The following is a 25009-nucleotide window of genomic DNA, read 5'->3' on the forward strand; positions in this document are numbered from 1 at the left end:
TGAAGGTGGGCGCCTCCGCGCCGGGCGGCGGACAGACACCGGAGTAGTCGGTATTCGAACCTGTGACGGTCACCTTCACGGACTGTTCGGTCGAGCCGTCCCCTGGATCAGACGGTCACAGGCTGGAGCTTGGCGCGGAAGTGCCGCAGGATCGGGGACTGCTCCACGATCCGGTAGCCGCGCACGGAGTCCGCGGCCTTGACGATCCCTTCGAGCGTCCTGCCGATGTGGTCGTAGTGGCTGCGGGTGTAGACGCGGCGCGGCAGCGCCAGCCTGACCAGCTCGTACGGCGGGCTCTTCACCGGGTTACCGTCCTCGTCCTCCTCGCCGAGGTAGAGCGAACCGAGCTCGGCCGAACGGATGCCGCCCTCCAGGTAGAGCCGGCACGCGAGGGCGTGCCCGGGGTACTGGTGGGGCGGTATGTGGGGCAGGAGCCGTCCGGCGTTGAGATAGAGGGCGTGCAGGCCGGCCGGTTCGAGGATGTCCACGCCGGCGGCGCGGACGCGTTGGGCGAGGTAGTCGGCGCTGTCGGCCCGCTCCGCGAGGTAGGAGGGCTCCGTCACCTCCTGGAGGCCCACGGCCATCATGTCGAGGTCGCGTCCGGCCAGGCCGCCGTAGGTGGGGAAGCCTTCGGTGGCGATGAGGAGCAGCTCGCACTTCTGGGCGAGCTCAGGGTCGTTCAGCCCGATGAAGCCGCCGATGTGGACGATGCCGTCCTTCTTGGCGCTCATGACGCAGCCGTCGGCCAGCCGGAACGCCTCTTCGGCGACCTGGCGGGGGGTGTGGTTGCGGTAGGCCGCTTCGTGCCGGGTCACCAGCCACGCGTTCTCGGCGAACCGGGCGGCGTCCAGGATCATGGGCACGCTGTGCTGACGGCAGATTTCGGCCGTCCGCCGCAGGTTGTCCATGGAGACGGGCTGACCGCCGCCGCCGTTGTTAGTGATGGTCATGACAACAGCGGCAACGTGTGAGCCGTTCGAGTCGGCCAGCGCCTTCTCCAGCGCCTCCAGGTCGATGTTCCCCTTGAACGGTTCCTTGCTGTCCAGGTCCCGGGCCTCGGCGCAGGGCAGGTCACGGGCCTGGCAGCCGGCCAGCTCCACGTTGGCCCGGGTGGTGTCGAAGTGCGTGTTGGACAGCACGGTGTCGCCGGGCTTCAGGAGTGTCGAGAACAGAATGCGTTCCGCGGCGCGCCCTTGATGGGCCGGCAATATGTGGGAGTAGCCGGTCAGTTCCGTCACCGTGTCACGGAAACGGTAGAAGGAGCGCGAGCCCGCGTAGGACTCGTCACCGGCCATGCCCGCGGCGAGCTGCGCCGACGACAGGGCGCCGGTGCCCGAGTCGCTCAGCAGATCGATGGTCACTTCGTCGGCGCGCAGATCGAAGAGATTGTAGTGCACCCGCTCGATCGCCGCTTTGCGCTGCTGCGGTGTCGTCAGGGGAATGGGTTCGACGACCTTGATCCGGTACGGCTCCATCTTCGACGCTGCTCCTGCCTTGGGTTTTCCTGCTGTGGGGGTGTTTTCTCGAGGCGCGGCCCGGGCCGGCCGTACCTCGTACGCCTCCGAGGAGATGTACGCGGTGATGCGTGGCGGTCGTCCCTGCTCGTGGGCCAGCGCCAGGTACGCGATGAGTCCGATGCCGTCGTGCAGCGAGCGGGAGGTGACGCCCGCCAGCGACCTGTCGAGCAGGGCGGTGTCCATGCCGTGACGGGTCAGCAGGGTCAGGGCTCGCGCATGTGCCTCCCCGTCGTCCCGGACGTAGTCCCTGACCGGTACGTGGAGGGTGAAGCCGCTCGGCAGGCCGGTCGCCGTCTCGGTGAAGGAGTGACAGGAGAGGACGGCACGCCCGTCGAGCCGTGCGTCGGGGGGATGCGGAGTGACGTCGAGCCCTCCCGCGGTACGCATGAACTCCCGTACCGCTTCGGGCCCTGGACCGTCGTTCATACGGGCCAGGGCGCCGGCGTCGGCGAGCGACAGGCCCCGATGGGTGAGGTAGACCTTCGCCCGGGGGGTGTCCCAGTCGCCCAGATCGAGGGCGAAGAACGGATAGTCGTCCGCCTGGGGCAGGGCCGCGAAAGCCCGGTGGTGGCCGAGCCTGCGCAGTGCCTCACGCACGGTCTCGGCGGCCCGTTCCGGCCCCGCCGCCGAGGGGTTGAGGTAGATCTTGACCTTGGGGACTCCACCGGGGCGCAGTTCCAGCGCGCACCACAACGCCAGCGGCCCCTTGGGGGAGGCGGGGAAGAACAGGTCCTCCAGCGCGTCGAGTTGGTCGGTGGCGAAGCCCCAGCGCCGCGCCATGGCCCGCACGACGCGCAGTCCGGTGCGGCCGTTGTCGGCCAGGCTGCCGGCCTCCCACCCCGGTTCCAGGAGCACGCGCAGGGTCGGGGGCGCGTCCGGTACGAAGGAGAGGGAGAACTCCACCGGTGTGTGGTCGTCGGACAGGAACGTCGGGTAGGGCGGAGGCAGACCCAACGGCCGTTCCGCGGCGGGGCCCAGACTGTCCGTCAGTACCCGTACGTAACCGTCCGCGTCGGACTGCCCCAGTCCCGCGACGTGGCAGAGCCGTTGTAACTGACCGGCGACGAAGGCGCCGAGTGACTCCGTTCCCGGAGTGCTTCGGCCGTTTGCACGAGAGGTGATCACCGGCGCTCCTGACGGACAGTGGAGCGCGTGCTGTGGGGGAGGGCAAAAAGATACCCGCCTGTGAGGGCGGGTATCTCGCCTGCTGGTAAGGGGAGTTCGATGCCTGTCGCCGATATGGCTTGTATGGCGCGGGGGTTGGAACTTCCCCGTGCCGCCTGCCGTCGGAGGCGGTGTGTGACTGCGGAGCGTTGAGCGGAAGTGGCGTCAGTGGACGAGGGCTCCACGACACCTCCTTTAACTCGTGACCAACACGGATACCGCGCTCATTCGTACCCCTTCGGTTGAACCTTCATGCAGTGCGGTGATGTCGGTATCTGTTACGTAGCTCACGCTTTCCACCAGGACAGGAAGGAACTCCACAGCCCTGTGCGGTCCTGCTTGCCCTGCGCTGTTCCCTGGTCGTCGCGCGGTGCCGAATCCGCGCCTTGCTGTGCTTCCGGGCGCTGCGTGGCCCGGGCCGGCGTGAAGCGGGCGGGAAGCACGGCCAGCGCTCGGTTGAAGGGGCCCGGACGCCAGGTCAGGCTGTCCTCGGGCACCGCGAGTTCGACGTCGGGCAGCTTGTTGAGAAGGTTCTCGATGGCCGCCACGGTGATCAGCCGGGCCGGGTCCTTGGCCGGGCAGGCGTGCGGTCCCGCACTCCAGGCCAGGTGGGACCGGTTGCTGGGCGCATGGCGGGACGCCGAGAGGGCCGGGTCGGAGTTGGCGGCCGCGAAACTGACCAGCATCAGATCGCCCGCCTTGAGCTTCTGTCCGGCGAACTCCATGTCGGCCACCGGATAGTGCGGCGCGTAGTTGGACATGGGCGGGTTCTTCCACAGCGTGGTGTCGATGGCCTCGTCGATCAGCCCGCCCGCCGCGTACCGGTCCTCGGTGAGCAGCAGATGCAGGGTGTTGGCGATGAGGTTTCGCAGCGGTTCCGCGCCCGCGCCCAGGAGCAGAACGAGTTGATGGGCCATCTCCTCGTTGGTCAGGCGCGCCTGATGCTCCATCAGCCACGAGGTGACGTCGTCACCGGGCCGGGACCGCTTGAGCGCCACCAGCTCGGACACGGCGTGGACCAGTACCTCATTGGCCTTCTCGGCGTTGACGCCGTCGAAGATGCCGGAGATGCCGAACATGACCCGGTCGCCGATCTCCGCGGGGCAGCCGAAGAGTTCGTTGAACACGAAGAGCGGCAGCAGCTTGGCGTAGTCGTTGAGCAGGTCGACCGAGCCGCGGGAACTGAACTGGGCGATGAGGTAGTTGGAGACCCGCTCGGTGATCTGGCCCAGCCAGTACGAGTCCACCCGGGCGAAGCTGTCCGTGACCGCCTGACGCAGCCGCATGTGCTCGGCGCCGTCACTGAACATGCAGTTGGGCCGGTACGCCAGCAGCGGAAGGACCGGACTGTCCGGGCTGATCCTGCCTTCGCCGAAGTCCCGCCAGTGACGCGAGTCCTTCCGGAAGGCACCCGAGTTCTGGAGCAGTTGCAGCGCCGCCGAGTAGTCCGTCACCAGCGTCGCCTCCACACCGGGAGCGAGCTCGACAGGCGCGGTCGGCCCGAAGTGACGCATGTAGTCGTAGTAGGCCTGCGGATCGGTCGCGAACTCCGGTCCGTACATCGGCACTCGTTCACCCGTGCCGTGGGCCGGGCACCCGGGCGGTGGCACCGGGCCGGTGGACTCAGTGTTCATACTTGCTCCTTGCGGGCACTGGCCTGGAGATAGTGGACGAGCGTGATCAGGGCGCTGGCCGAAGATCTCTCGTCACGCGCGTCGCAGGTGACGACCGGTGTGTCGGGCAGCAGATCGAGGGCCTCGCGCAGCGCGTGCTCATCCCGGATCCGGGTGCCGTCGAAGTGGTTGACGGCGATCGCGTAGGAGAGTCCGTACTGCTCGATCAGGTCGATGACGGCGAAGGAATCCGCCAGCCGCTCGGGATCGACCAGTACCAGCGCCCCGAGGGCGCCGCGGGCCATGTCCTCCCACATCTGCACGAAACGCTGCTGCCCCGGCGTACCGAACAGGTACAGCACGACGTGATCGCTGATCGTGAGGCGGCCGAAGTCCATGGCCACCGTGGTGGTGGTCTTGCCCCGGACGCCCTTGAGGTCGTCGATGTCCTCTCCGGCCCGGGTCATCGTCTCTTCGGTGGACAGCGGGGGAATCTCGGAGAGCGTCCCGACGAACGTGGTCTTGCCCACCGCGAAGTGCCCGACGATCAGGATCTTCACGGCGGTCTGTGCCGCGCCGCCACGGACGTAGGCCTGCTCATCCAAAACGGGCCTTGAGACCATCCAGCACCTCCTGGAGAATCTGCTGGTCGACGAGGCGGGCGCGTTCCACGGGCGCACGCGTCATGAGGTAGCCGCCCTCGGCGAGGGAAGAGAGAAGGATCTTCACCACACCCATGGGCAGCCGCATGTGTCCCGCGATCTCGGCGACCGAGAGATAGCCGCCGGAGCACATCTGCAGGACACTCTGCTCCTCGGGGGAGAGCAGGGCCGGCCGCTGCTGCTGGTCGGCGGCTGCCGTGACCAGGGTGATCAGGGTGAACTGGTCGCCCGCGGGGAGGTCGCGGCCGTTGGTGATGACGTACGGCCGCACTAATTCAGCGGCCTCGGGCTCTTGCCTGTCGGGATCGATCACGGCCGTGCGCCGGTGTTCTCGCGCGGCGGAGTTGTCAGTGCCTTGCCCAGCTGGCCGACGAGCTGCTGCATCCGGAAGGTGATGTCAGCCATGTCGATGTCGATGGAGGCCGAGACCGCGAGATACGCGCCTTCGCCGGCGGAGATCAGAAAGACCCAGCCACCGTCGAACTCCACCAGGGTCTGCCGCCACTTCAGGTCGGACCCGTCGACGAAGAACGCCAGCGAGCGGCTCAGTGACTGCACACCGCTCATCGCGGCGGCGACGGTGTCCGCGTTGTCCTTGCCGACCTCCTTCGAGGCGGCCATCAGCAGCCCGTCGGCGGAGATCAGGACCGCGTGAAGGGCCCCGGGTATTTCCAAGACACCGTCAAGCATCCATGACACATCGTTGTTCACGAAACCTCATGCCCTTCGCTGCTCGCATCACGTGTGTTGCTCGGCCGGCCCGCGGTGTCCAGGTGCGTGGCTCGACCGGATTGTGTGCCCCGCTGGAAGGCACCCATGATCGATGCGGTCTCCGCGTCGGAGCGGATCGGGGCGTCCGCGGTTTCGGAACTCTGCGGCACGATGGCCATGGCTCGCCTGCGGCGGCGCTTCGGCAGCCCGTCGGCGGTGGTGGGCGGAGCTTCGGCTGTTTCCGGGCCGGCCGGGTCCGGTGGGGGAACGGTGCTCACAGTCTCGGCTCGCTCCTTCGGTTCGGGCAGGCTGGTGAGCAGCTCGTCGGGCAGCAGAACCACGGCCCGCACACCCCCGTAGGGCGAGGTCGAGTCGACGGACACCGTGAAGCCGTAGCGCTCGCAGAGCACACCGATCACCGCGAAACCGAACTGCGGAGGGTTGCCGAGCCCGGAGACACCCGAGGCCCGTTCACTCGACAGCAGCTTCGAGGCCCTGGCCTTCTCCTCCTCGTTCATACCGACACCGGCGTCGTCGACGACGATGCAGATGCCCTTGGGCACGGCGCGGACATTGATCTCGACCATGGTTTCCGGCGCCGAATAGCTGGTGGCGTTGTCGAGCAACTCGGCGAGGGCCAGCGCCACCGGTTCGACGGCTCGGCTGGTGACGCCGAAGCCGACCTGCGAGAGAATCTCCACCCGCTTGAAGTGCCGGATTCTGCCCTGCGCGCTGCGGACCACGTCGAACACCGAGGCAACGTCACGCTGCCGCCCCAGCCAGCCTTCGCACAGCACGGCGATGGACTGGGCGCGCCGACCGAACTGCGAGTTCATGTGGTCGATTTCCAGGAGGTCCCGGAGAACCAGCGACTCGCCGTACTTGGTCTGCAGTTTGGAAATGGCCAGTTGCTGCTCGGCCGCGAGGCCCTGGAGCGTTCGCATCGCGGACTTGAGCGCCGACCTCGTTGCTTCTTCGGCTTGGTCCTGAGCCTTCTTCACCGAGGCCGAATAGTGGTTCTCCAGCTCGGCGTAGTGATTTCTGAGCCCTTCATTCTCCTGCCGTAACCTCCGCACCGCCTTCTGCCCCCGGACAATGGCGGTAGCTGCAAGCGGAGTTCCGGCGATGAGAGCCCAGAGAGCCGGGTCCTGCATGTAATACGTCATAAGACTCTCTTCAAACGACTGACAGTCAGCTACTGAAATCCCGTTCAGCGCGACGCACCGACAGCCCGCTGCGCAGGGTTTACCGCCCGGGCCGGACGATTGGCCAGTGGGTCATTCTGTGCCTGTGGTCCGCTCGGCAAGTGCGGAGATCGTATCACCGCATGAACTTGTGACGACCCGTCAATTTGAGGAGCACTTGCGAACGTTGACGGGTCGTCAGCTGCACTGTGAAGGGCTCGGATAGGGTGGGGTCCTTTTCGTGATCGGGTCGTTATCCGAGGTCGGGGTGCGATATCCCAAAAGGTCCCTCTGTGGCTTTCGGTATCGGTGACCGGAGTGTGCGGTTCCGGGTAGAAGATGTCGCCGCAATGGGGGTATGGGCACCGAGAAGGCGTGCTTCGCAGCTCTTGACGCGTGTCAGTTGACCGTGGACGTTTCGGCGACCGCGTGTACCTCCAGGCCCGGGGCCGCGAGGAGGTCCGCGATGCAGGCCGCCGAACCTCCGACGTACGTGCTCACCAGATCGACGTCGCCGCCCACGCACCAGGCGCGGTCCTGGGGCCACCACAGGTCGGGGATTTCGGGCGGTACCTCGTCGGGGCCTTGCGCGGGCGAGTCGGCGTCGTCGAGGGGACCGGCGAGCAGGACCTCGTCGCGGCCGGGCGTGCGGAAGAGTGGGAGGCCGTCCCAGTCGTAGTGGCCGTAGCCCTCCCACAGTCCGTACCAGCAGTGGTCGGGGGTGCTGGTGTGCCGGGACAGTACGGAGATCAGGGCGCCGGCGACATCGGCGGGGGTCGGGCCCTCGTGCGGGTGCTCGTCCCAGACGCCGGGGACGGCCGGGGTGTCGTCGTTGCGGTAGAGGAGGGAGTCCTGGGCGCCGATCAGTTCGTGCCAGCGCGTCCCCGCGGAGACCGATCGGCCGTACACGCCGGCGACTTGGGCCCACCGCACCGGTTCCGTACCGAGCAGGGCCGGGTGGAGGATCCGCGCGTACGCGTCGAAGCCGGGCGCGCACACCGCCGCCACCGTGCCGAACCCGTCGTTGCCCGGCGGGCGTTGCTCCAGCCAGCGGGCGGGCGTGAGGTTCTGCCGTTCGACGCGGAGGCGGCCGTAGACGGACGGGGGCGGAAACCGGTGGACGTACATGCCATCAGTGTCGTCTGTACGGCATCGGCCTTTGACGGCCGCGTGCAGGTTCCCGCCGCTATCGCGGTGCGACGGCTTCGACCCAGTCCTCGACGGCGATGACATCGGCCCACTGCGGAAACAGCTTCTCGATCAGCATCCGGTGCACCTCGGGGTCGGTGTCGAGGCAGGCGTCGGCCAGGACGGTGAGGCCGAAGTCCAGGTCGATGGCGCTCCACAGGGTGGACAGCACCACAGCGCTGGTGGCGATGCCGGTGAGAACAAGGCTGTCGATGTCGCGAGCCCTGAGTATCAGGTCGAGGTCGCTGCCCGAGAACGCGCTTCCCCTCCTCTTGGTGACCACGACGTCACCCTGCTGGGGCGCGACATCGTCATGAATCTCGGTGCCAGGGGCTCCTTCGCGGAACAGGCCGGCCCGCACGACGTTTGTCATCACCCTGTTGCGCGGGCTGACTTCCGGATCGCCCGGCCGTAACCCCATCACCACGTAGATCACGGGGAGGCCGGCGGCCCGGGCACCGTCGATCGCCCTGCGCAAGCGCGGCAGGTATCCGGAACCGTCGTCGGCGATGGCCACGACGTCCCGTTGGACGTCCATCACCAGGAGCGCGCTGTTCGCCATGCTTGCCGTCCCTTCCCCTCCGAGAAACAAGAGCAGGACCGAACGAGCCGCCGTCCGACACCTCCCGCGGAGCCTAGGGCAGTAGGGGGAGCCGTGGAACGGACGGGGGCGACGGGCTAACGGATCGCCACCACGACGTAACTGTTGCCGTACTGCCAGACCGGGCCGGCCTGCGCGAAGCCGGCCTGGCGCAGCAGTCGGACATGCGCAGAGAGGGGAAGACCGGCGGTGTTGCCGGTCGCCGGCTCTCGGCGGCCGCGTTCGGCGAGGAGGTCGGCCAGCTCCGGGTCGTCGGCCGCCGCCGTCCACCAGGAGGTCCAGTCCTCGTGGTTGAACACCCGCTGCCGCTCGGCCCGGAGCCGGCCCAGGTGGGCGGCGATCCCGGCGGTCCCCGGACCGTCCTCCGGCGGGAGGTGGTCGCCGTTGACGAGGACGCCGCCGGGGCGCAGCAGCGTGGCGAGGTGCTGGTACGTGCGGCGCAGGGTGTCCGGGTCGAGGTAGTGCAGCGCGGTCGTGGAGACGGCCGCGTCCAGGGGGCGGTCCAGGTCCAGGGCCTGGACCCAGCCGGGTTCGCCGATGACCGCGTCGACGTAGCGGGCGGCGGTGCTGTGGTGGGTGCGGGCGAGTTCCAGCAGGAGCGGGTCCATGTCGACGGCGACGATGTCCGCGTCCGGCAGCCGCCGGGCCAGCCGCGCCGCCAGCGAGCCGGGGCCGCAGCCGAGGTCGAGCACGTGGGGCCGGCCCGCCCGGTCCGCCGTGGTGTGCTCGACCACGTCGGCGATCACGGTGAACCGCTCCTCCCGGCCGACGGCGTACCGCTGTTGCTGGCGTTCCCAGCGTTCCACCCACAGCTCGGCCGTCGCCATGCTCAGTCCCATCCGGTCGCGCCACCCTCGCCGTCTCGCACCTGTCTGCCGGAACCCTTGTCAGCCTACAGGTGGAAACGGTTTCCATTCACGTTTGGGGGACCGTGTCAGGCGAGGTCGGCGAGTACGGCCAGCAGCCGGTCGATTTCCTCGGGGGTGTTGTAGGCGTGCAGGCTGACGCGCACCGAGCCGGTCGTCTCACCCGCGCTGCCCTGGCAGTGGTTGTCGGAGCGGACCATGAAGCCGTGGCTGAACAGGATGAATCCGAGGTCGCCCGAGGTGATGTCGCGATGCCGGAAGGTGACGATGCCCTGGCGCTGCTGCACCGGTGAGCCGGCGGCCAGGCTGAGCGGGCAGCCGAGGATGTCGTAGGCGTCCAGGTGGCGCAGCCCGTCGGTGAGGCGGGCCGCCAGGGCGACCGTCCAGCGCTCGATCCGGTGGGTGCCGGCGGCGTCCAGCCAGTCCAGCGCGGCGGCCAGTGAGGCGATCCCGGCGGTGTTCGGAGTGCCGCTCCACCCGCCCGGTGCGAAGGCCGGTCCGCGCGTCTGGCGGGCCCAGACCGCACCCGAGCCGGACAGGGCCAGGGCCTTGTGCCCGGAGAAGACGACGAAGTCGACGTCCAGGTCGGCCACGGACACCGGCAGATGGCCGACGCTCTGGGCGGCGTCCAGGCAGATGACCGCGTCCGGGCCGACCGCCTGGCGGATGCGGTGGACGTTCATGTTCCCGCCGTAGACGTGGTGCACATGGGTGGCGGCGACGAACCGGGTCCGCCGACCGGCCGGCTCCGACAGCGCGAGGTGGTCGTAGTCGCCGGAGCCCGGCTGGTACGGCATCCGGCGGACGTGCACGCGCACCCCCTGACGGGCCAGCAGCCGCTGCGTCTCCAGCCAGGGCTCGATGTTCGCCCGGTGGTCGGCGTCGGGGACCACGATCTCGTCCCCGTCGGCGAGGTACGAGGTCAGCCAGTCGCGCGCGACGGTGCGCAGCCCGTCGGTCGTACCGCTGGTGAAGTGCACGCCGGAGCGTTCCGGAGCCGGGTCGCCCAGGAACTCCCTGACGCGGTCCCGGGTCCGCTCCACCAGATCCGTGGTCCGGTTGGCCCAGGGGTAGGTGCCGCGCCCGGCGTTGGCGTTGGCGGTGGTGAGGTAGGTGTGGACGGCGTCCAGCACGGCCTGCGGCTTCTGTGCCGTGGCCGCGCTGTCCAGGTAGGTCAGTTCCGGGTGCCCGGTGATGATGGGGAACTGGGCGCGCAGTTCGCGCTGCCAGTCCCGCAGGTCGTCCGGGAAGACCATGCCGTTGTCCCGGGTGCAGGCGACGGTCATGTCAGTCCCGTACCAGGAGTGCGCCCGCGTCGCGCCAGGCGACGATGCCGCCGGCGAGGCTGCGGACGTCCGGGTGCCCCAGGCGGGTCAGCAGCGCCGCGTACTGCGCGGACTTCTCGCCCACCGGGCAGGCCAGCAGCACCGGTTGGCTGCGGCTGAAGGGCAGGCCGCCCCGTACGAGTTCGTCGAAAAGTTCGTCGACGATGTTGACCGACCCGTCGATGTGCAGCGCGGCGTACGCGAAGGGGCTGCGCAGGTCGACCACCAGCGGCCGGTCCGTGGCGATCCACCGCTGGGCGTCCGCCACGCCGACGGCCGGGGCGGCGCGCACTTCGGCGGCGGACAGATCGGCCACCGAGTTCTTCCGCGCCGGACGGCCGAGCAGATCCGGCCGGCGCTGCCGGACGTAGCTCAGATAGCTCTCGACGCGGTCGCAGACGATGAACACCGCAGACCGGCGCTCCGTCAGCTCGGCGTCGATCGCGCGGAGGTGGCGGACCGCTCCGTAGTAGGCGGCCCCGCCGGTGGGCCCGGCCAGCATGCCGCAGCGGCGGACCAGGGTGAGCATGCCGTCGATGGCCTCGTCGGCGCTCACTGTCCCCATCGTGTCGTACGTGTCCGGGTCGAAGAGGCCGACTTCGTGGACCTCGTCGATGGTGCGGATGCCCGGGATGAAGTCGGACTTGCCCGCGACCAGTCCGACGACATGTACCCGCGGGTCGTGGTCGCGCAGCACCGTGGCCACGCCGGTGGAGGAGCCGGCGGTGCCCACGCAGGCGATGAACCAGTCCGGGGCCCGGCCGTCCAGGTCCTTGATGATCTCCGGGCCCGTGCCGGTGAGGTGGGCCTCGGTGTTGCGCGGGTTGAAGTACTGGTCGGTGTGCAGATAGGCGCTGCCGGACTCGGCGAGGGTGCGGTGGAAGAGGGTGAGCGGGTCGTCGGTGGCGGTCGGGTCGAGGCATTCGCTCTGGCCCGGCAGCTCCTCTATCTCCGCGCCGAGCAGCAGGAGCAGATCCTTGATCTCGGGTACCCGCATGCGGTTGGTGACGCTTTTGAAGGTGAGACCGTGCATCCCGGCTATGACGGCCAGCGCCTTGGCCGTGTTGCCGCTGGAGAGCTCGACGACCTGGCTCCCGTGCTCGGCGGCGTCGGTCAGGTGGGGACGCGCCATGTTCCAGGCGGCGCGGTCCTTGACCGAGCCGAAGGGGTTGAGCATCTCCAGTTTGGCGTACAGGTCGATGTTCCGCAGACCGTGCACGGCAGGGTCGATGCGCACCAGCGGAGTGTTGCCGATGGCGTCGGTGATGCTGTCGTACCTCACTCGTGTCCCCTCGAAGGCGTGGTCGGCCAGTACTGTTCGTCGAGGCACCAGCGCCAGGTGTCGCCGTCCTGCCAGGCGGCGACCTTGCGGGCGACGGGCTGGTGTTGGGCGCGACCGGCGTGGAAGTCCATGGCGTACCCGGCGGTGTTCGCGAAGGCCATCACGTCGCCCGGCTGCGGCCGGTGCGGCAGGAAGACGGTCCGCCGGGTGATCATGTCGGTCTCCAGGCAGAGACTGCCGAAGAGATGGACGGCGACGGGCCCGGCGTCGGCGCGCGGCCCGGCGCCGTCCCTTGGCGCGACCGGGATGACGACGGGGTCCATCAACACCCCGTGTTCCTCCAGGGCGACGTCGTCGGCCTTCATCGCCAGCCGTACCCGCAGATCACCGCCGGTGCCGGAATCGCGTACCTCCAGCACCGTCGCCAGCGTGAGTCCGCACTGGTCCACCAGCGCCCGTCCGGGCTCGATATGCAGGTCGTACAGGTGCTCCAGCAGGAGCGTGGCCAGCGAACGCCCGCCCAGCGAGGCGGCCGGGTGTGCCAGCAGTTCGTCGAGGTAACGCTCGCCGGCGACCGGCCGGTGAGCCGGGTACAGCCCCAGCGCGCCGCGCAGTGTGCCGCCCTCGTTGCGCAGCCCGTAACCATGGCCCTGCCAGGTCAGGGGCGGGCGCCTGCCCAGCACGGCGTCGGTGAGGCCGGTGGTGTACTGCTCCCACTGCTCCTGGTGGGCAAGGTAGTTGACGCCGAATCCGCCGCCGATGTCGACGGCCCGTGGCCGCAGTCCCCGGCTCCGGCACGCCTCCAGGACGTTCAGACAGCCCTCCAGAGCGGTCGTCTTCTCGGCGAGACTGGTTGTGTCCAGGTGGTAGGCCACACCGACCAGCTCCGTCGCGTCCGCGTGCCGGTCGACCGCCTCCAGTAACGCGTCCAAGTCCTGTACGGGCCAGCCGAAGCGGCTGCGCCGGCTCAGCACCCGGACGCCGGAGGCCTCGAACCCCGACAACCGCAGCAGGACGCGGGTGGGGGAGAGCGCGTACTTGCGGACGAGACCGGCGAGCTGGTCCAGCTCGCCGACCGAGTCGACGCAGACGGTGACTCCGGCGCGGGCGGCGAGCCACAGGAACTCCGGGTTCTTGGGTCCGGTGGCCGAGATCCGGCCGGACTCGAACCCGGCGCCGAGAGCGTGCTGCAACTCGCCCAGCGACGCCACGTCCACCCCCGCGTCCGTCGCGGCGAGCCGCCTCAGCAGCGCGCTGGACCGGTTGGCCTTGTGGGCGAAGAAGATCTGTCCGGACAGGTGGTGGTCGCGGTAGACGGACCGGAACCGGTCCAGGTTCTCGGCGATCTGGTCGGGCACGATCACGTTGAGCGGTGATCCGAGCGCGTCGGTGAGCATGCGCGGGAACCCCGGTGTGGCCAGCAGGGATCGAAGCCGGGGGCCGAGCTGCGGTTCCAGATACAAGGGCCCGCCCATCCGTGGTCCTCCCCTGGCCGCCGAGGCCCGGCATGCCGAGCGCAGCCGACGCTTCCTCCCACGGTTCGCCGTATAACCACTTTCCCTCCCCCCGTGCTCTTTACGCCCCGCGCTGTCGGAGTCGTACCTCATTGGGACGTGATGCTCAGAACACGGGGGCTCTCGGCGCAGATCTGGTCTTCGACATCACCGGGTCATCTTTCGGCAATGATTGTCATATCGATTGGCTTAAAGGCGGTCTTGACATCCGTTTCCATCTAGCGTGGCGGTGGCGCCGAGGCAGGCTCGACCCGGCGGACTTATCACCCTATTGCGGAGGAATCCATGCGCGTGTCCTCGTCCCGGCGTCTGGCGCTGATCACCGGCGTCTCCCTGGCCTTTCTGGCGGGTTGCGGCAGTTCGTCCGACTCCGGAAGCGACGCCGACACCTCGCAGGCCGCCGCCTCGTCCGTCGTCCCGGTGGTGGCCTCGACGAACGTCTACGGGGACATAGCCGAGCAAATAGGCGGCAAGAAGGTGGCGGTCACCTCGATCATCAGCGACCCCGACCAGGACCCGCACTCCTACGAGGCCAACACCCGCAACCAGTTGGCGCTGTCCAAGGCGAAGGTCGTCATCGAGAACGGCGGCGGCTACGACGACTTCGTCGACCGGATGCTGAAGAGCGGCGGCAACTCGTCCGCCGAGGTGATCAACGCCGTCAAGATCTCCGGGAAGACCGCCCCGGCGGGCGGCGAACTCAACGAGCACGTCTGGTACGACTTCCCGACGGCCGGCAAGGTCGCCGACAGCATCGCCGCCGCCCTGGCCAAGGCCGACCCGGCCGACTCGGCGACCTTCACGAAGAACGCCGCGGCCTTCAAGTCGAAGCTGAAGCCGCTGGAGGCGAAGGAAGCACAGATCAAGACCGACCACGGCGGCGAGTCGGTGGCCATCACCGAACCCGTACCGCTGTACGTGATCGAGGCGAGCGGGCTCAAGAACGCGACGCCCGCCGCCTTCAGCGAGGCCATCGAGGAGGGCGACGACGTCTCCCCGAAGACCCTGCAGGCCACGCTGGCGCAGTTCACCGGCAAGAAGGTCAAGGCGCTGGTGTACAACGAGCAGACCTCGGGGCCGCAGACCGAGAAGGCCGAGCAGGCTGCCAAGACCGCCGGGATCCCGGTCGTCCCCGTCACCGAGACCCTGCCGGCGGGCGAGGACTACCTCGGCTGGATGACCGCCAACGTCGACGCGCTCGCGAGCGCGCTGGCCAAGTGAGGCAGCCGGCCGTGGCCCCGGTACCCCGCGCCCGGCAGGACGGCACGGCCCCGCGGCATCCCGACGCCGGGGAGGACCGCGGCGCGGACACCCCGGTGATCAGCCTGCGCGACGCGGCCCTGTCCTACGGCGAGCGCGTGCTGTGGCAGGGGCTGGAACTCGACGTACGGCCGGGGGAGTTCGTGGCCGTGCTCGGGCCGAACGGGTCGGGCAAGACCAGCTTCGTACGCGCCCTGCTCGGCCAGCGGCAGCTGTCCGCCGGGACGCTGACGGTCCTCGGCCGGCCGCCCCGCAAGGGCAGCCGGCAGATCGGCTACGTCCCACAGCAGACGGCGCTGTCCGCCCACGCGACACTGCGCGCCCGGGACCTGGTCCGGCTCGGTATCGACGGGCATGTCTTCGGGCCGCGGCTGCGCACGGGCGCCGTCCGCCGCCGGGTGGACGAGGTCCTCCGGTCGGTCGGGGCCGCCGCGTACGCGGACGTTCCCGTCGGCCTGCTCTCGGGCGGGGAGCGGCAGCGCGTGCGCATCGGACAGGCGCTGGCGACCGATCCGCGGATCCTGTTGTGCGACGAGCCGCTGCTCTCCCTCGACCTGCACCATCAGCGGGCCGTGACGGAACTCGTGGACGCCCGGCGCCGCTCGCACAACACGGCGGTGGTCTTCGTGACGCACGAGATCAACCCCGTCCTCGGGCTTGTGGACCGGGTCCTGTACCTCGCCCGCGGCGGCTTCCGGGTCGGCGCACCGGAGGAGGTGCTGACCTCGGAGGCGCTCTCGCAGCTGTACGGCACACAGGTCGACGTGGTCCGCGTCCGGGACCGGATCATGGTCGTCGGAGCCCCCGACGAGGTGCCGGTACCGGCGCACCATCCCGAACTGCCGGACGGAGTACGCCCATGACGAGCGCCGACGGAATCTGGCAGCAGATCTTCAGCTTCGACAACTACGGCGAACTGCTCGCCCTGGTCCGCAACTCCCTCATCGCGGGCGCCGCCCTCGGCCTGGTCGGCGGCCTGGTGGGCGTCTTCGTGATCATGCGGGACCTGCCGTTCGCGGTGCACGGCATCAGCGAGCTGTCGTTCGCCGGCGCCTCGGCGGCCCTGCTGCTGGGGGTGAACATCGTGGCGGGCTCGATCGTCGGCTCGCTGATCGCGGCCGGAACGATCGGTCTGCTCGGCTCCCGCGCCCGGGACCGCAACTCGGTGATCGGCATCATCATGCCGTTCGGCCTGGGCCTCGGCGTGCTCTTCCTCGCCCTGTACAAGGGCCGGGCGGCGAACAAGTTCGGCATCCTCACCGGACAGATCGTCGCCGTCGACACCCCGCAGATGTCCTGGCTGCTCGGCACCTCGGCGCTGGTGCTCGTCGCACTCGCCGTCATGTGGCGGCCTCTGGGGTTCGCCAGCGCCGACCCGGAGGTGGCCGAGGCGCGTGGTGTGCCGGTCCGCACACTGTCGTTCGCCTTCATGGTCGTACTGGGGCTCGCGGTCGCCCTGTCGGTGCAGATCGTCGGAGCCCTGCTGGTCCTCACCCTCGTCGTCACCCCGGCAGCCGCCGCGGCCCGGGTCACCGCGTCCCCGGTGCTGCTGCCCGTGCTGAGCGTGGTGTTCGCGGTGACCTCGATCGAGGGCGGGATCCTGCTCGCACTGGGCAGCAGCATCCCCATCAGCCCGTACGTGACCACCATCTCGTTCACGATCTACGTCGTCTGCCGACTCGTGGGCACCTACCGGACCCGGCAGTGGGGAGCCAGGAAGACCGTGCTCCAACCCGGCTGACCCGCACGCGTGCGTGCGGGTCAGGTGCCTACTCCTGGGCGTGCCGGATGGCGTCGAGCACGATGTGCGCCACGTGGTCGTCGGTGAGGCTGTACTGCGTCTCGCGGGCCTGGCGGCGGGCCGTCACGATCCGGGAGGTGCGCAGCACCCGCAGGTGCTGGGAGACCAGCGGCTGGCTCACTCCGAGTGCGGTGACCAGTTCGTGGACGTACTTCCCGCCGCCGGACAGTTCGCGGACGATGCCGACGCGCACGGGTGAGGCCAAGGCGCGCAGCAGGTCACTGGCGGCCTGCAGGGCCTGCTGCGGATCGTCCACAGGGGGAGGGGAAGTCGTCATGATATGCAGACATTAGCATATGACAATGATTTCCGATGTGGTTGCGCTGGGCCCGCCTGGCGTCGCGTCAGCGCGTGCGTGTCAGTGGTCGTCCCAGTGTCCCTGGTGGGCGGCGTGGCGGTGGCCGTCGTGCACGTAGTCGGTGTGGTCCTCGTGCGGCACGGCGACATGCCCGCAGCCCTCGCCGTGCTGGTGGTCGTGACCCTCGTGGGCGGCGTGGTCGCCGCCGGCGCACTCGTCGACGTGGTCGCCGTGCGCCCGGTGGATGTGACCGTCGTGCGCGTAGTCGGTGTGGTCGGCGTGCGGGAAGGCGACGTGACCGCAGCCCTCGCCGTGTGCGTGCGTGTGGTTCTCGTGAGTGCGGTGGTCGGTGGCGCTGGTCATCGGGACTCCTGCTTGTGTCGCGGGTGTGCGTCTGTGGCCGCGCATGGCGCTGCCGGTCGATGCATTGCGACATCAATATATAGCAACTTCTGCATGCGACAGGTAAAGACCCCTGCGGCAAGCGGTAAAGGCGGGGTATCCGTGCCCCTCCGGCGAGCACGACGAGCGGCTCCGCAAGGTGCGCGGAGCCGCTCGTCGGCTGTCACCGTCCGGCGTGCACGGGAACGGCGGCGGTGGGGTCCGGGCGTCGGACGAGCTTCGTGAGCAGTCCGTGGCGGGGTGCCAGACACCAGGTGAGGGCGAACAGGGCGGTGAGGACCACGACCACCGAGCCGCCCGCGGCCAGGTCGTACGTGTACGAGACGTACAGGCCCGCCACGCTTCCGGTGCAGCCGATGACCGAGGCCAGCAGGGTCATCGCCCACAGCCGTTCGGTCAGCATGCGCGCGGTGGCCGCGGGGGTGATCAGCAGGGCGAGCACGAGGATGTTGCCGACGGCCTCCAGGGACATCACGATCGTCGTGGTGACCAGCACGTACAGGACCAGGTCGAGGCGGAACACCGGCAGCCCGGCGGCGCGGGCCGCCTCCCGGTCCAGGCTGACGGCGACCAGTTCCTTGCCGATCGCCAGCACGACGAGGATCAGGACGGTCCCGATGGCGGCCACGGTCCACACGTCCGACGCACTGACCGCGAGCACCTGGCCGAACAGGAACGAGGACAGGTCCGTCGTCCAGCTGTCGCGCGTGGAGACCAGGACGATGCCCAGGCCGAAGGCGAAGGCGAAGAAGACGCCGATGACGGTGTCCTCCTTGAGCCGCCGGTTCTGTGAGACGAAGGCGATGAGCACGGCGGTGGTGATGCCGGCCGTGGCGCCGCCGAGGAGGAGGTTGCCTTCGAAGGCGTACGCGAGCGCCACCCCCGGGAACGCCGAGTGGGCGACCGCGTCGCCGATGAACGCCATGCCGCGCAGCACGACGTACACGCCCACCACGCCGCACACCAGGCCGATGACGGCGGCGACGGCGAACGCCCGCTGCATGAAGGGCAGTTGCCAGGGGTCGGTGAGGAAGTTCAGGAGCTCGCTCATGAGGTGGTCACCGCCGCGCCGATCACCCGGTCGAGGCCGAAGGCACGCAGCATCTGGGCGGGATCGGCGAGGAGTTCGGGGCCGCCCTCGGCGACAACCGTGCGGTTGATCAGCACCACCCGGCCGCAGGTGCGGGCGGCGGCCGCCAGGTCGTGGGTGGTCATCAGCAGGGCCCTGCCTTCCGCGGCCAGCCGGCCGAACAGCTCGTTCAGCAACTCCTGGGTGGGCACGTCGACTCCGGTGAACGGCTCGTCGAGGAGCAGCACGCGCGGCCCCGCGGCCAGCGCGCGGGCCACAAGGACCCGCTGCCGCTGACCGCCGGAGAGCTCGCCGACGGGTCGCCGGCGCAGGTCGGTGAGCCCGGTCAGTTCCAGCGCCTCGTCCACGGCCGCCCGGTCCGCGGCGCCCGGCCGGCGCAGCCAGCCGATCTGGCGGGTACGGCCGGTGAGGACCGCGCCCGCGATGTCGATGGGGAAGTCCCAGGCGAACTCGTGGCGTTGGGGTACGTATCCGATGCGCTGCCCGGCCCGCCGCCCCTTGCGTCCTTCGACGGACACCTCGCCCGCGGCCATGGGCACGAGGCCGAGGACGGCGCGCAGCAAGGTCGTCTTGCCGGCGCCGTTCGGGCCGATGAGGCCGACCAACTCGCCCGCAGCGACGGACAGATCGGCCTGTTCCAGGGCGGTCCGCCCGCCGAGGACGACGGTCGCGCCGGTGACCCGCAGCAGCGGGTCGGCGCCGTCGGTGAGGCTGTCAGCCACGCGCGGTCCTCCGGCGCCGGGCGGCCAGGAAGGACCCGGCGCCCACGGCGGTGAGCGCGGCGGCCGCCGAGCCCAGCAGGACCGCCTGCCCGGCGCCGGTGGAGGCCATCGAACCGTCGGAACCACCCGTCGAACCGCCCGTGGAGCCGGAACCGGAGTTGGACCCGGAGCCGGACGCGGGATCGGCCGTGCCGCCCGTGCCCTTCGAGTCGGGGGTCCCAGGTGTTCCGGACGGTCCCTTGCCCGAACCGTCGCCCGGTGTCACCGTGCCGGGGTCGGTGTCGCCGACGACGAACGTCACCGTCTCGGTGTCGGAGACCTTCGTGCCGTTCGCCAGCGTTCCGCTCATCCTGAAGGTCAGCCGGTAAGTCCCTTCCTTGGTGAACGCCCACCCGCCGTGCGCGTGCGTGTTCTGCGCGACGTCGAAGGAATCCGGCACCCCGTCCTTGCTGTTGAACAGGACGTTCGCGCCCGACATCGCGTCGTACGTGTAGAGCGCGTAGGTCCCCGGTCCGTCGACCTTGGTGAGGGAGAACTCCACGCCTCCGCTGCTCGCCCCGGCCTTGATGTTGTCCGTCGACCAGCCGGGCCACAGCAGGCCTTCCTGCTGCACCTGGTCGAGCAGCCAGACCGGGTCGCCGCCCTTGCCGAGGAACGCGAAGTCGTCGCTGTCCGGCAGGGTGTTCCTGGCCGCGGGCTTGACGTGCATGACCACGGAGGAGGGCTCACGCCAGGTGGTCTTTCCCGAGACCGTGCCGTCCTTGATGTGGATCTGCAGTTTGTTGTCGACGATGCGGGCGGCGAAGTCGACGTGGCCTTCGTCGAGGACCTTCCGCTCGGACACGGCGGCGGTGTCGTCCGCGGCGGCGGCCTCCCGTGCGCGCGTCCGGGGTTGCGCCTGTGCCTGTGCCTGCGGCCGGGTGACGAGCGCTCCGGGGTTCGTGGCGGGCGCACCGTCGGCGGCAGGCGGCTCGGCGGCGTCCGGGCTGCCGGTGGACGGTGCGTCCAGCGGCGGTTCCGCACCGGTGCCGGGTTCCTCGGCGGCCCGAGCGATGGCCTCGTCGCCGACGAGGACCGTGTAGGCCTCCTGGGTGCTCAGCTTCTCGCCGTCGGCCGACTCGGCCTCGACGGCGAGGGTGAGGGTGTACGTGCCGGGGGCGCCGAACGCCCACCGCGTCCCGTCGTCCCCGCGCGCGCCGGCCGGCAGGTCGTAGCCGTCCGGCAGCCCGTCTGCGCTGTCGAAGCGCACGACCGGCTCCCCGTCCGCGCCCACGTCGTAGACGGCCAGCCCGCCCGGGCCCTCGACGCCGGTGAGCGACCAGCGCACGCTGTCCTCGTGCGCGGCGCCCGGGGCCACCCCGGTCGTGTCCCACGGGATGTCCGTCAACTCCCAGACCTCCGCGCCCGGTTCGCCGAGGAAGCGGTACGCCTCCTCCTCCGGTACGGCGGTCCTGTGCGTGTCGTCGATCTCGACGGCGTCCTCCGGTGCCCCGAGCGCGATGCCCCGCTCGTCCAGGGCGATCCGGCCGACGGCGGCGGCCGCGGTCTCGCGCGGTTCCGGCGCCGCCGCCACGGCCATGGCCCCCGCCGCGGCGAGCGCCACGGCGGCGGCGATCTTCTTTCTTCGTACGGCTTTTCTTCGTACGGCTGTTGTGTCCCTCATCGGGTTCAACTCCCCTCCCCGCCCAGACAGCGGGCCAGTTCCTTCGCGTTGTGGCGCATCATCGCCACGTAGTCGTCGACCTTGTCGTCGAAGGAGTCGCCGTAGATCGTGCAGATCCTGACGCCCTCGTCCTCGGCGACCCGGCGCAGCACGTCCGCGCGCGCCGCGAGATTCGGTTCCAGGAAGACCGCGGGCACCTTCTTCTCCCGGACGGTGGTGCCGAGTTGCTCCACCTCGGCCGCGCTCGGCTCCTGGTTGGGCACGGGGACGACGAAGCCCGCGACCTCCATGCCGTAGGCCTTGGCCAGGTAGCCGAAGGCGTCGTGCGTGGTGATGAGCTTGCGGTTCGCGTCCGGGATGGTGGCGAGCCGCGCCGCGACCTCCTCGTCGAGAGCGCCGAGGCGCTTCAGGTACGCCTCCGCGCCCCGCTCGTAGGCCTTGCGGCCGTCCGGGTCGGCCTTGATCAGCTCGGTCTCGACCCGGCGTACGTACGCCTCCGCGTTGGCGACGTCCTCCCAGGCGTGCGGGTCCATCTCGCCGTGCACGTGCTTGCCGATGACGGCCTGCGGCAGCACCCAGACGTCGGCGCCGGGTGCGCCGAGGAAGCGGTATGCCTTCTCCTTCGGCACGGCCTCCTTCGCCTTGTCCGGTACCGACATGACGACCTCGTCGGCCGCGTGGTGCACGCGGCCGCCGGTCTTCGCGTCATCGGCCCGTACGGACACCTCGTGCTTCTCGGCGTTGAGCGCGACGTCGGCGTGCCCGGTGCCGAGCAGCTTCTTCCCCTTCGCCCCCTGGTCGCCCATACCGCCGACGGCGAAGGTGATGGTCCCGCTGCCGGCCTCCGCCCGCGTCCCGTCCAGCGACTCGGTCTCGCCCTTGACGGTCAGCTCGTACGTACCGGGTTCGGTGAACACCCAGTTGACGTGGGTGTGCGCCTCGGGCGGCAGCGTGAAGGAGTCCTTCGCGTCGAGACCGTCCGAGGAGTCGAGGTAGCTCTGCGGTGTGCCGAGGGTGTCCGTGAGATAGACGTGCAGATCGCCGGGCCCCGTCAACTTCGTGGCGGTGGTCCGCACTTGGGATCCGTCGCCGACCACCTTGCCCTCGACCGCCCACCCCAGCCAGAGCACATCGAGCCCGAGGTCCTCCTCCAGCTTGATGACCGTGCCGCCGTACTGCTCCAGCTTCTCGCTGATGGCGATCTTCGGTGTGTCCTTGCGGGAGTTGCTGTGGACCATCTTCATGATCCCGGGCTCTTCGAGCAGCAGCCCGTTGCTGAAGACGATGTCGGCCCGGGCGACCTTGGCCGCGTCGCCGGGACTCGGCTCGTACGAGTGCGGGTCACCGTGGTGCGGCACGATCGAGGTGACCTCGACCCGGTCGCCGCCGACCTGGCGGACCAGGTCGGCGATGATTCCGGTCGTCGTGGACACCGCCAGTTTGTCGCCGCTTTCGCCTGCTCCCACGCCGCTGCATCCGGCGAGTAACGTGGCGGCCGCGAGCAGGGCGGCTGTGGTGCGTCTCGGGGCCCGCATGGGGGCTCCTCCTTCTTCAGGCTTCAAAATTCAGAGACCGGTGACAGACGGCGGGCCGTCAGACCGCGCGTCGGCGTCGGCGTACGGCGAGGAAGGCACCCGCGCCGGCGGTCACCGCGGCCACCGCCGCGCCGAGCGGCAACAGCACCCCGGCGCCGGTGGCGGCGAGCCCCCCGCCACCGCTCACGCCGCCGGCCGAGCCGCCGGCCGAACCGGCATCGCCGCCGGAGCCCGCCGCCGTACCCCCGCCGGCGTCGCCCGCCGAGGATGACGGCGACACGTCGGCCGAAGGCGCGGCAGATGCCGAAGGCGAACCGGTGGGCGTGACGCCGTCCGTGGGTGAGGGCGAGAGCGGGGGAGTGGGCGAGGGGGCGGCGGTCGGTGTGGCCGTCGGCTCGCTGCCCGTGCCCGGGGTCACGGTGGAGGGATCCACGTCGTCCCCGACCACCCAGGCGATGGTCTCCGTGTCGCTGACCTTCGTGCCGTCGGCGAGCGTCGCGCTGACCGTGAAGGTGGTGCGGTAGACGCCCTCGGCGCTGAACACCCAGTCGAAGTGGCTGTGCGTGCCCGCACCGAGGGTATGGGCGTCGGGCAGTCCGTCACCGCTGTTGAGCGAGACGGCCGGGACGCCCATCGCGTCGTTGTGGAACATCGCGACGTTCCCGGGGCCCTGCACGGAGTCCAGCCGGAAGGAGACGCGGCCTTCGAGGTCGGCCCTGGCGTACTCCGTGGTGTTCCAGCCCGGCCACACGATGCCGGCGTTCTGCTGCAGCGGCAGCCACCACACCGCGTCGCCCGGGGTGCCGAGGAACGCGTACCCCTCCGGGATCTTCCGCTTGGCGGCGGGCCGTACGTGCATGACGACCTCGCCCGGCTCGTACCACTCGTGGTTGAGCTCGGTGCCCTCCTTGAGCCGGAACTCCAGGTCGCCGTCTGCCGGACGGGCCGCCATGTCGACGTGGCCCTCGGCGATGACGTGCGCCGTGGGGGCGGTGGGCGGTGGGCTCGTGGTCGGCGAGCCGGTCGGCGAATCCGTCGGAGACGCCGTCGGCGTGGAGCCGTCACCGGGCAGCACACCGGTCGGATCGACGTCGTCGCCGACGACCACGGCGAGGGTCTCGGTGTCCGAGGAGCCGCCGCTCGTCACGGTGAACGTGAGCCGGTAGACGCCCTCCTGGGTGAACTGCCAGACCGGCAGCAGCCGTTGGGCCGTGCCGGACAGTGTGAACGTCCGCTGGACGGACTCCGCGCTGCCCAGGTGCGTGACCGCCGGGGCGTCCTCGTTGTCCATGGCGCGGGTGTACGTGGCCATGCCGAAGTCGCCGGGGCCCTCGTATCCGGACAGCGTGACCTCGGTGTCGCCGCCCGCTTCGGAGCCGTTCCAGCCGGGCTCGGGGGCGAAGATGTTCTCGGTCTCCCAGCCGTTGAGCTGCCAGGTGTCCAGGTTGGTCGTACCGAGCGCGGTGGCCACCGGGTCCGGCGTGTACTGCAGGGAGGACTGCACCGCGTGCAGCACCACAGCGGAGGGTTCCCGGGTGACCGCCGTGGTACCGCTGCGGTCGTCGATCCGCAGCTCCAGCTTTCCGTCGACGGTCCGGGGCGTGAAGTCGAGCGCGCCCTCGTGGAGGACGACGGCACCGCCGGCGGCGCGGGAAGGCCCGCTGCCGCCGGCGACCAGCCCTGCCGCGCCCACGAGCATCGCGGTCGCCGCGGTCAGCGCCGCGGCGGCGAAGGCGCGTCTGCCGCGCGTCAGGGCCCGCATCACGAGGTGACGACGACGGCGAAGGTCTCGGTGGCCGACTCGGTCACACCGCCGACCGTGCCCTGGACCCGGAAGGTGAGCTGGTAGGTGCCGGGCTCCTCGAAGGCCCAGTTGGCGTGGTTGTGGGTGGCGACGGCGAAGGATCTGGACTTGAAGCTCGTGGTGGCGGTGTTGCTGTCGAACCAGCGGCTGCCGCTACCCGCGTAGATGCTGAAGTCCTCGGTGGCGGCGCCGTCGCGGGTGGCGCTGACCAGCCGGTAGGTGACGTTGTTGTTGGCGAAGACCCCCGTGGTGAGGTGCTCGGTGGAGATGCCCGGGAACAGGACCCCGGCCAGGTCGGCCTCGGCCTCGGTGTCCGGCAGCAGCCAGACCTGGCTGCCTGTACCGAGGAAGCCGAAGCCGGGGTTGGCGACCTTCGCCGCCGCCGGTACCGACAGGGTGACGTCGGCGGGCTCGTACTCGGTGTCGGTCTCCTCGTCGTGGACGTGCAGGTGCAGGTCGGCGCCGTCCCACTCGGCGTCGAGGACGTCCACGTGGCCGCTGCTCAGCGTGGTGGCGGCGAATGCCGAGGTGTTGAGACCGGCCGTGGCGAGAGCGGCGGCGGCGATGCCGGTGACGGTCAGCAGGCGCTTGCGGGTACGCAAGATAGAACCCCCCTGGGTCATGTTCATGTCCACTCGGACACGATCAATACGATAATCATTTTCATAAAGGGTTGGCAATGGTATTGCCGTGGCAGTTGAGGTTGAGTGCCGGTTGTCGGGGGCATGTGCGCAACCTGGCGAACTTGTGCGGGCTCCTGTCCGGTCGGGGCCGGGCACGAGATATCTTGATGTCGAGCAATGTTGC

General features: G+C 69.9%; 23 protein-coding genes. 3 read left to right on the top strand and 20 right to left on the bottom strand.

Annotated elements, in window-relative coordinates:
* Positions 1-107: 107 nt before the first annotated feature.
* The 12 genes from AB0I18_RS25955 to AB0I18_RS26010 form a co-directional block, all read right to left on the bottom strand.
* The gene (locus AB0I18_RS25955; RefSeq protein WP_363107968.1) at positions 108-2642 is read right to left on the bottom strand and encodes a tryptophanase; all 2535 of its coding nucleotides are present in this window, start codon (positions 2640-2642) and stop codon (positions 108-110) included.
* 326 nt (positions 2643-2968) lie between these two features.
* The gene (locus AB0I18_RS25960; RefSeq protein WP_363107969.1) at positions 2969-4315 is read right to left on the bottom strand and encodes a cytochrome P450; all 1347 of its coding nucleotides are present in this window, start codon (positions 4313-4315) and stop codon (positions 2969-2971) included.
* Positions 4312-4917 (bottom strand): ATP/GTP-binding protein, encoded by a 606-nt coding sequence (locus tag AB0I18_RS25965; RefSeq protein WP_363107970.1) that lies wholly within the window; start codon positions 4915-4917, stop codon positions 4312-4314. The genes AB0I18_RS25960 and AB0I18_RS25965 overlap by 4 nt, the downstream gene beginning before the upstream one ends.
* Complete coding sequence (locus tag AB0I18_RS25970) at positions 4892-5269, bottom strand: DUF742 domain-containing protein (RefSeq protein ID WP_363107971.1); 378 nt, start codon at positions 5267-5269, stop codon at positions 4892-4894. Before AB0I18_RS25970 ends, AB0I18_RS25965 begins: the two co-directional genes overlap by 26 nt.
* Positions 5266-5667: a roadblock/LC7 domain-containing protein gene (locus AB0I18_RS25975; protein WP_363107972.1), complete on the bottom strand. Its 402-nt coding sequence runs from the start codon at positions 5665-5667 to the stop codon at positions 5266-5268. Before AB0I18_RS25975 ends, AB0I18_RS25970 begins: the two co-directional genes overlap by 4 nt.
* The gene (locus AB0I18_RS25980) at positions 5664-6833 is read right to left on the bottom strand and encodes an ATP-binding protein (RefSeq protein ID WP_363107973.1); all 1170 of its coding nucleotides are present in this window, start codon (positions 6831-6833) and stop codon (positions 5664-5666) included. The genes AB0I18_RS25975 and AB0I18_RS25980 overlap by 4 nt, the downstream gene beginning before the upstream one ends.
* 417 nt (positions 6834-7250) lie before the next feature.
* Entirely contained in the window at positions 7251-7979 is a 729-nt protein-coding gene (locus AB0I18_RS25985) for a hypothetical protein (RefSeq protein WP_363107974.1), read from the bottom strand.
* Between the two features lie 58 nt (positions 7980-8037).
* Positions 8038-8601, bottom strand: coding sequence for a cysteine hydrolase (locus tag AB0I18_RS25990; protein WP_363107975.1), 564 nt, complete (start codon positions 8599-8601; stop codon positions 8038-8040).
* A 116-nt stretch (positions 8602-8717) separates the two neighbouring features.
* Positions 8718-9479, bottom strand: a complete 762-nt coding sequence (locus AB0I18_RS25995; protein WP_363107976.1) for a class I SAM-dependent methyltransferase — start codon at positions 9477-9479, stop codon at positions 8718-8720.
* 95 nt (positions 9480-9574) lie between these two features.
* Positions 9575-10792 (bottom strand): aminotransferase class V-fold PLP-dependent enzyme, encoded by a 1218-nt coding sequence (locus AB0I18_RS26000; RefSeq protein ID WP_363107977.1) that lies wholly within the window; start codon positions 10790-10792, stop codon positions 9575-9577.
* Position 10793: 1 nt separating this feature from the next.
* The gene (locus AB0I18_RS26005; RefSeq protein WP_363107978.1) at positions 10794-12113 is read right to left on the bottom strand and encodes a pyridoxal-phosphate dependent enzyme; all 1320 of its coding nucleotides are present in this window, start codon (positions 12111-12113) and stop codon (positions 10794-10796) included.
* Positions 12110-13588 (bottom strand): Y4yA family PLP-dependent enzyme, encoded by a 1479-nt coding sequence (locus AB0I18_RS26010; RefSeq protein ID WP_363107979.1) that lies wholly within the window; start codon positions 13586-13588, stop codon positions 12110-12112. The genes AB0I18_RS26005 and AB0I18_RS26010 overlap by 4 nt, the downstream gene beginning before the upstream one ends.
* A gap of 324 nt (positions 13589-13912) precedes the next feature.
* Here AB0I18_RS26010 and AB0I18_RS26015 point away from each other — a divergent pair, with 324 nt between their 5' ends.
* The 3 genes from AB0I18_RS26015 (at position 13913) to AB0I18_RS26025 (ending at position 16628) form a co-directional block, all read left to right on the top strand.
* Entirely contained in the window at positions 13913-14848 is a 936-nt protein-coding gene (locus tag AB0I18_RS26015) for a zinc ABC transporter substrate-binding protein (protein ID WP_363107980.1), read from the top strand.
* 95 nt (positions 14849-14943) lie between these two features.
* A complete protein-coding gene (locus tag AB0I18_RS26020) occupies positions 14944-15750 on the top strand; it encodes an ATP-binding cassette domain-containing protein (RefSeq protein WP_363108037.1) in 807 nt (268 codons plus the stop codon).
* Entirely contained in the window at positions 15747-16628 is an 882-nt protein-coding gene (locus AB0I18_RS26025) for a metal ABC transporter permease (RefSeq protein WP_363107981.1), read from the top strand. The genes AB0I18_RS26020 and AB0I18_RS26025 overlap by 4 nt, the downstream gene beginning before the upstream one ends.
* A gap of 28 nt (positions 16629-16656) precedes the next feature.
* Here AB0I18_RS26025 and AB0I18_RS26030 read toward each other — a convergent pair whose 3' ends face one another.
* The 8 genes from AB0I18_RS26030 to AB0I18_RS26065 all read right to left on the bottom strand — a co-directional run bounded on the left by AB0I18_RS26030 (position 16657) and on the right by AB0I18_RS26065 (position 24804).
* On the bottom strand, positions 16657-16965 hold the full coding sequence (locus AB0I18_RS26030) for a metalloregulator ArsR/SmtB family transcription factor (protein WP_363107982.1): 309 nt from the start codon (positions 16963-16965) through the stop codon (positions 16657-16659).
* An 81-nt stretch (positions 16966-17046) separates the two neighbouring features.
* A complete protein-coding gene (locus AB0I18_RS26035) occupies positions 17047-17349 on the bottom strand; it encodes a hypothetical protein (RefSeq protein WP_363107983.1) in 303 nt (100 codons plus the stop codon).
* A gap of 202 nt (positions 17350-17551) precedes the next feature.
* A complete protein-coding gene (locus AB0I18_RS26040; RefSeq protein WP_363107984.1) occupies positions 17552-18439 on the bottom strand; it encodes an anchored repeat-type ABC transporter permease subunit in 888 nt (295 codons plus the stop codon).
* Positions 18436-19200, bottom strand: a complete 765-nt coding sequence (locus AB0I18_RS26045; RefSeq protein WP_363107985.1) for an anchored repeat-type ABC transporter ATP-binding subunit — start codon at positions 19198-19200, stop codon at positions 18436-18438. The genes AB0I18_RS26040 and AB0I18_RS26045 overlap by 4 nt, the downstream gene beginning before the upstream one ends.
* A complete protein-coding gene (locus AB0I18_RS26050; RefSeq protein WP_363107986.1) occupies positions 19193-20863 on the bottom strand; it encodes a TIGR03773 family transporter-associated surface protein in 1671 nt (556 codons plus the stop codon). The genes AB0I18_RS26045 and AB0I18_RS26050 overlap by 8 nt, the downstream gene beginning before the upstream one ends.
* Positions 20864-20868: 5 nt before the next feature.
* Entirely contained in the window at positions 20869-22398 is a 1530-nt protein-coding gene (locus tag AB0I18_RS26055) for an anchored repeat ABC transporter, substrate-binding protein (RefSeq protein WP_363107987.1), read from the bottom strand.
* Positions 22399-22456: 58 nt separating this feature from the next.
* The gene (locus AB0I18_RS26060; RefSeq protein WP_363107988.1) at positions 22457-24160 is read right to left on the bottom strand and encodes a choice-of-anchor M domain-containing protein; all 1704 of its coding nucleotides are present in this window, start codon (positions 24158-24160) and stop codon (positions 22457-22459) included.
* On the bottom strand, positions 24160-24804 hold the full coding sequence (locus AB0I18_RS26065) for a choice-of-anchor M domain-containing protein (protein WP_363107989.1): 645 nt from the start codon (positions 24802-24804) through the stop codon (positions 24160-24162). Before AB0I18_RS26065 ends, AB0I18_RS26060 begins: the two co-directional genes overlap by 1 nt.
* Positions 24805-25009: the final 205 nt, after the last annotated feature.

This window comes from Streptomyces sp. NPDC050704, assembly GCF_040654355.1.
Classification (GTDB): domain Bacteria; phylum Actinomycetota; class Actinomycetes; order Streptomycetales; family Streptomycetaceae; genus Streptomyces.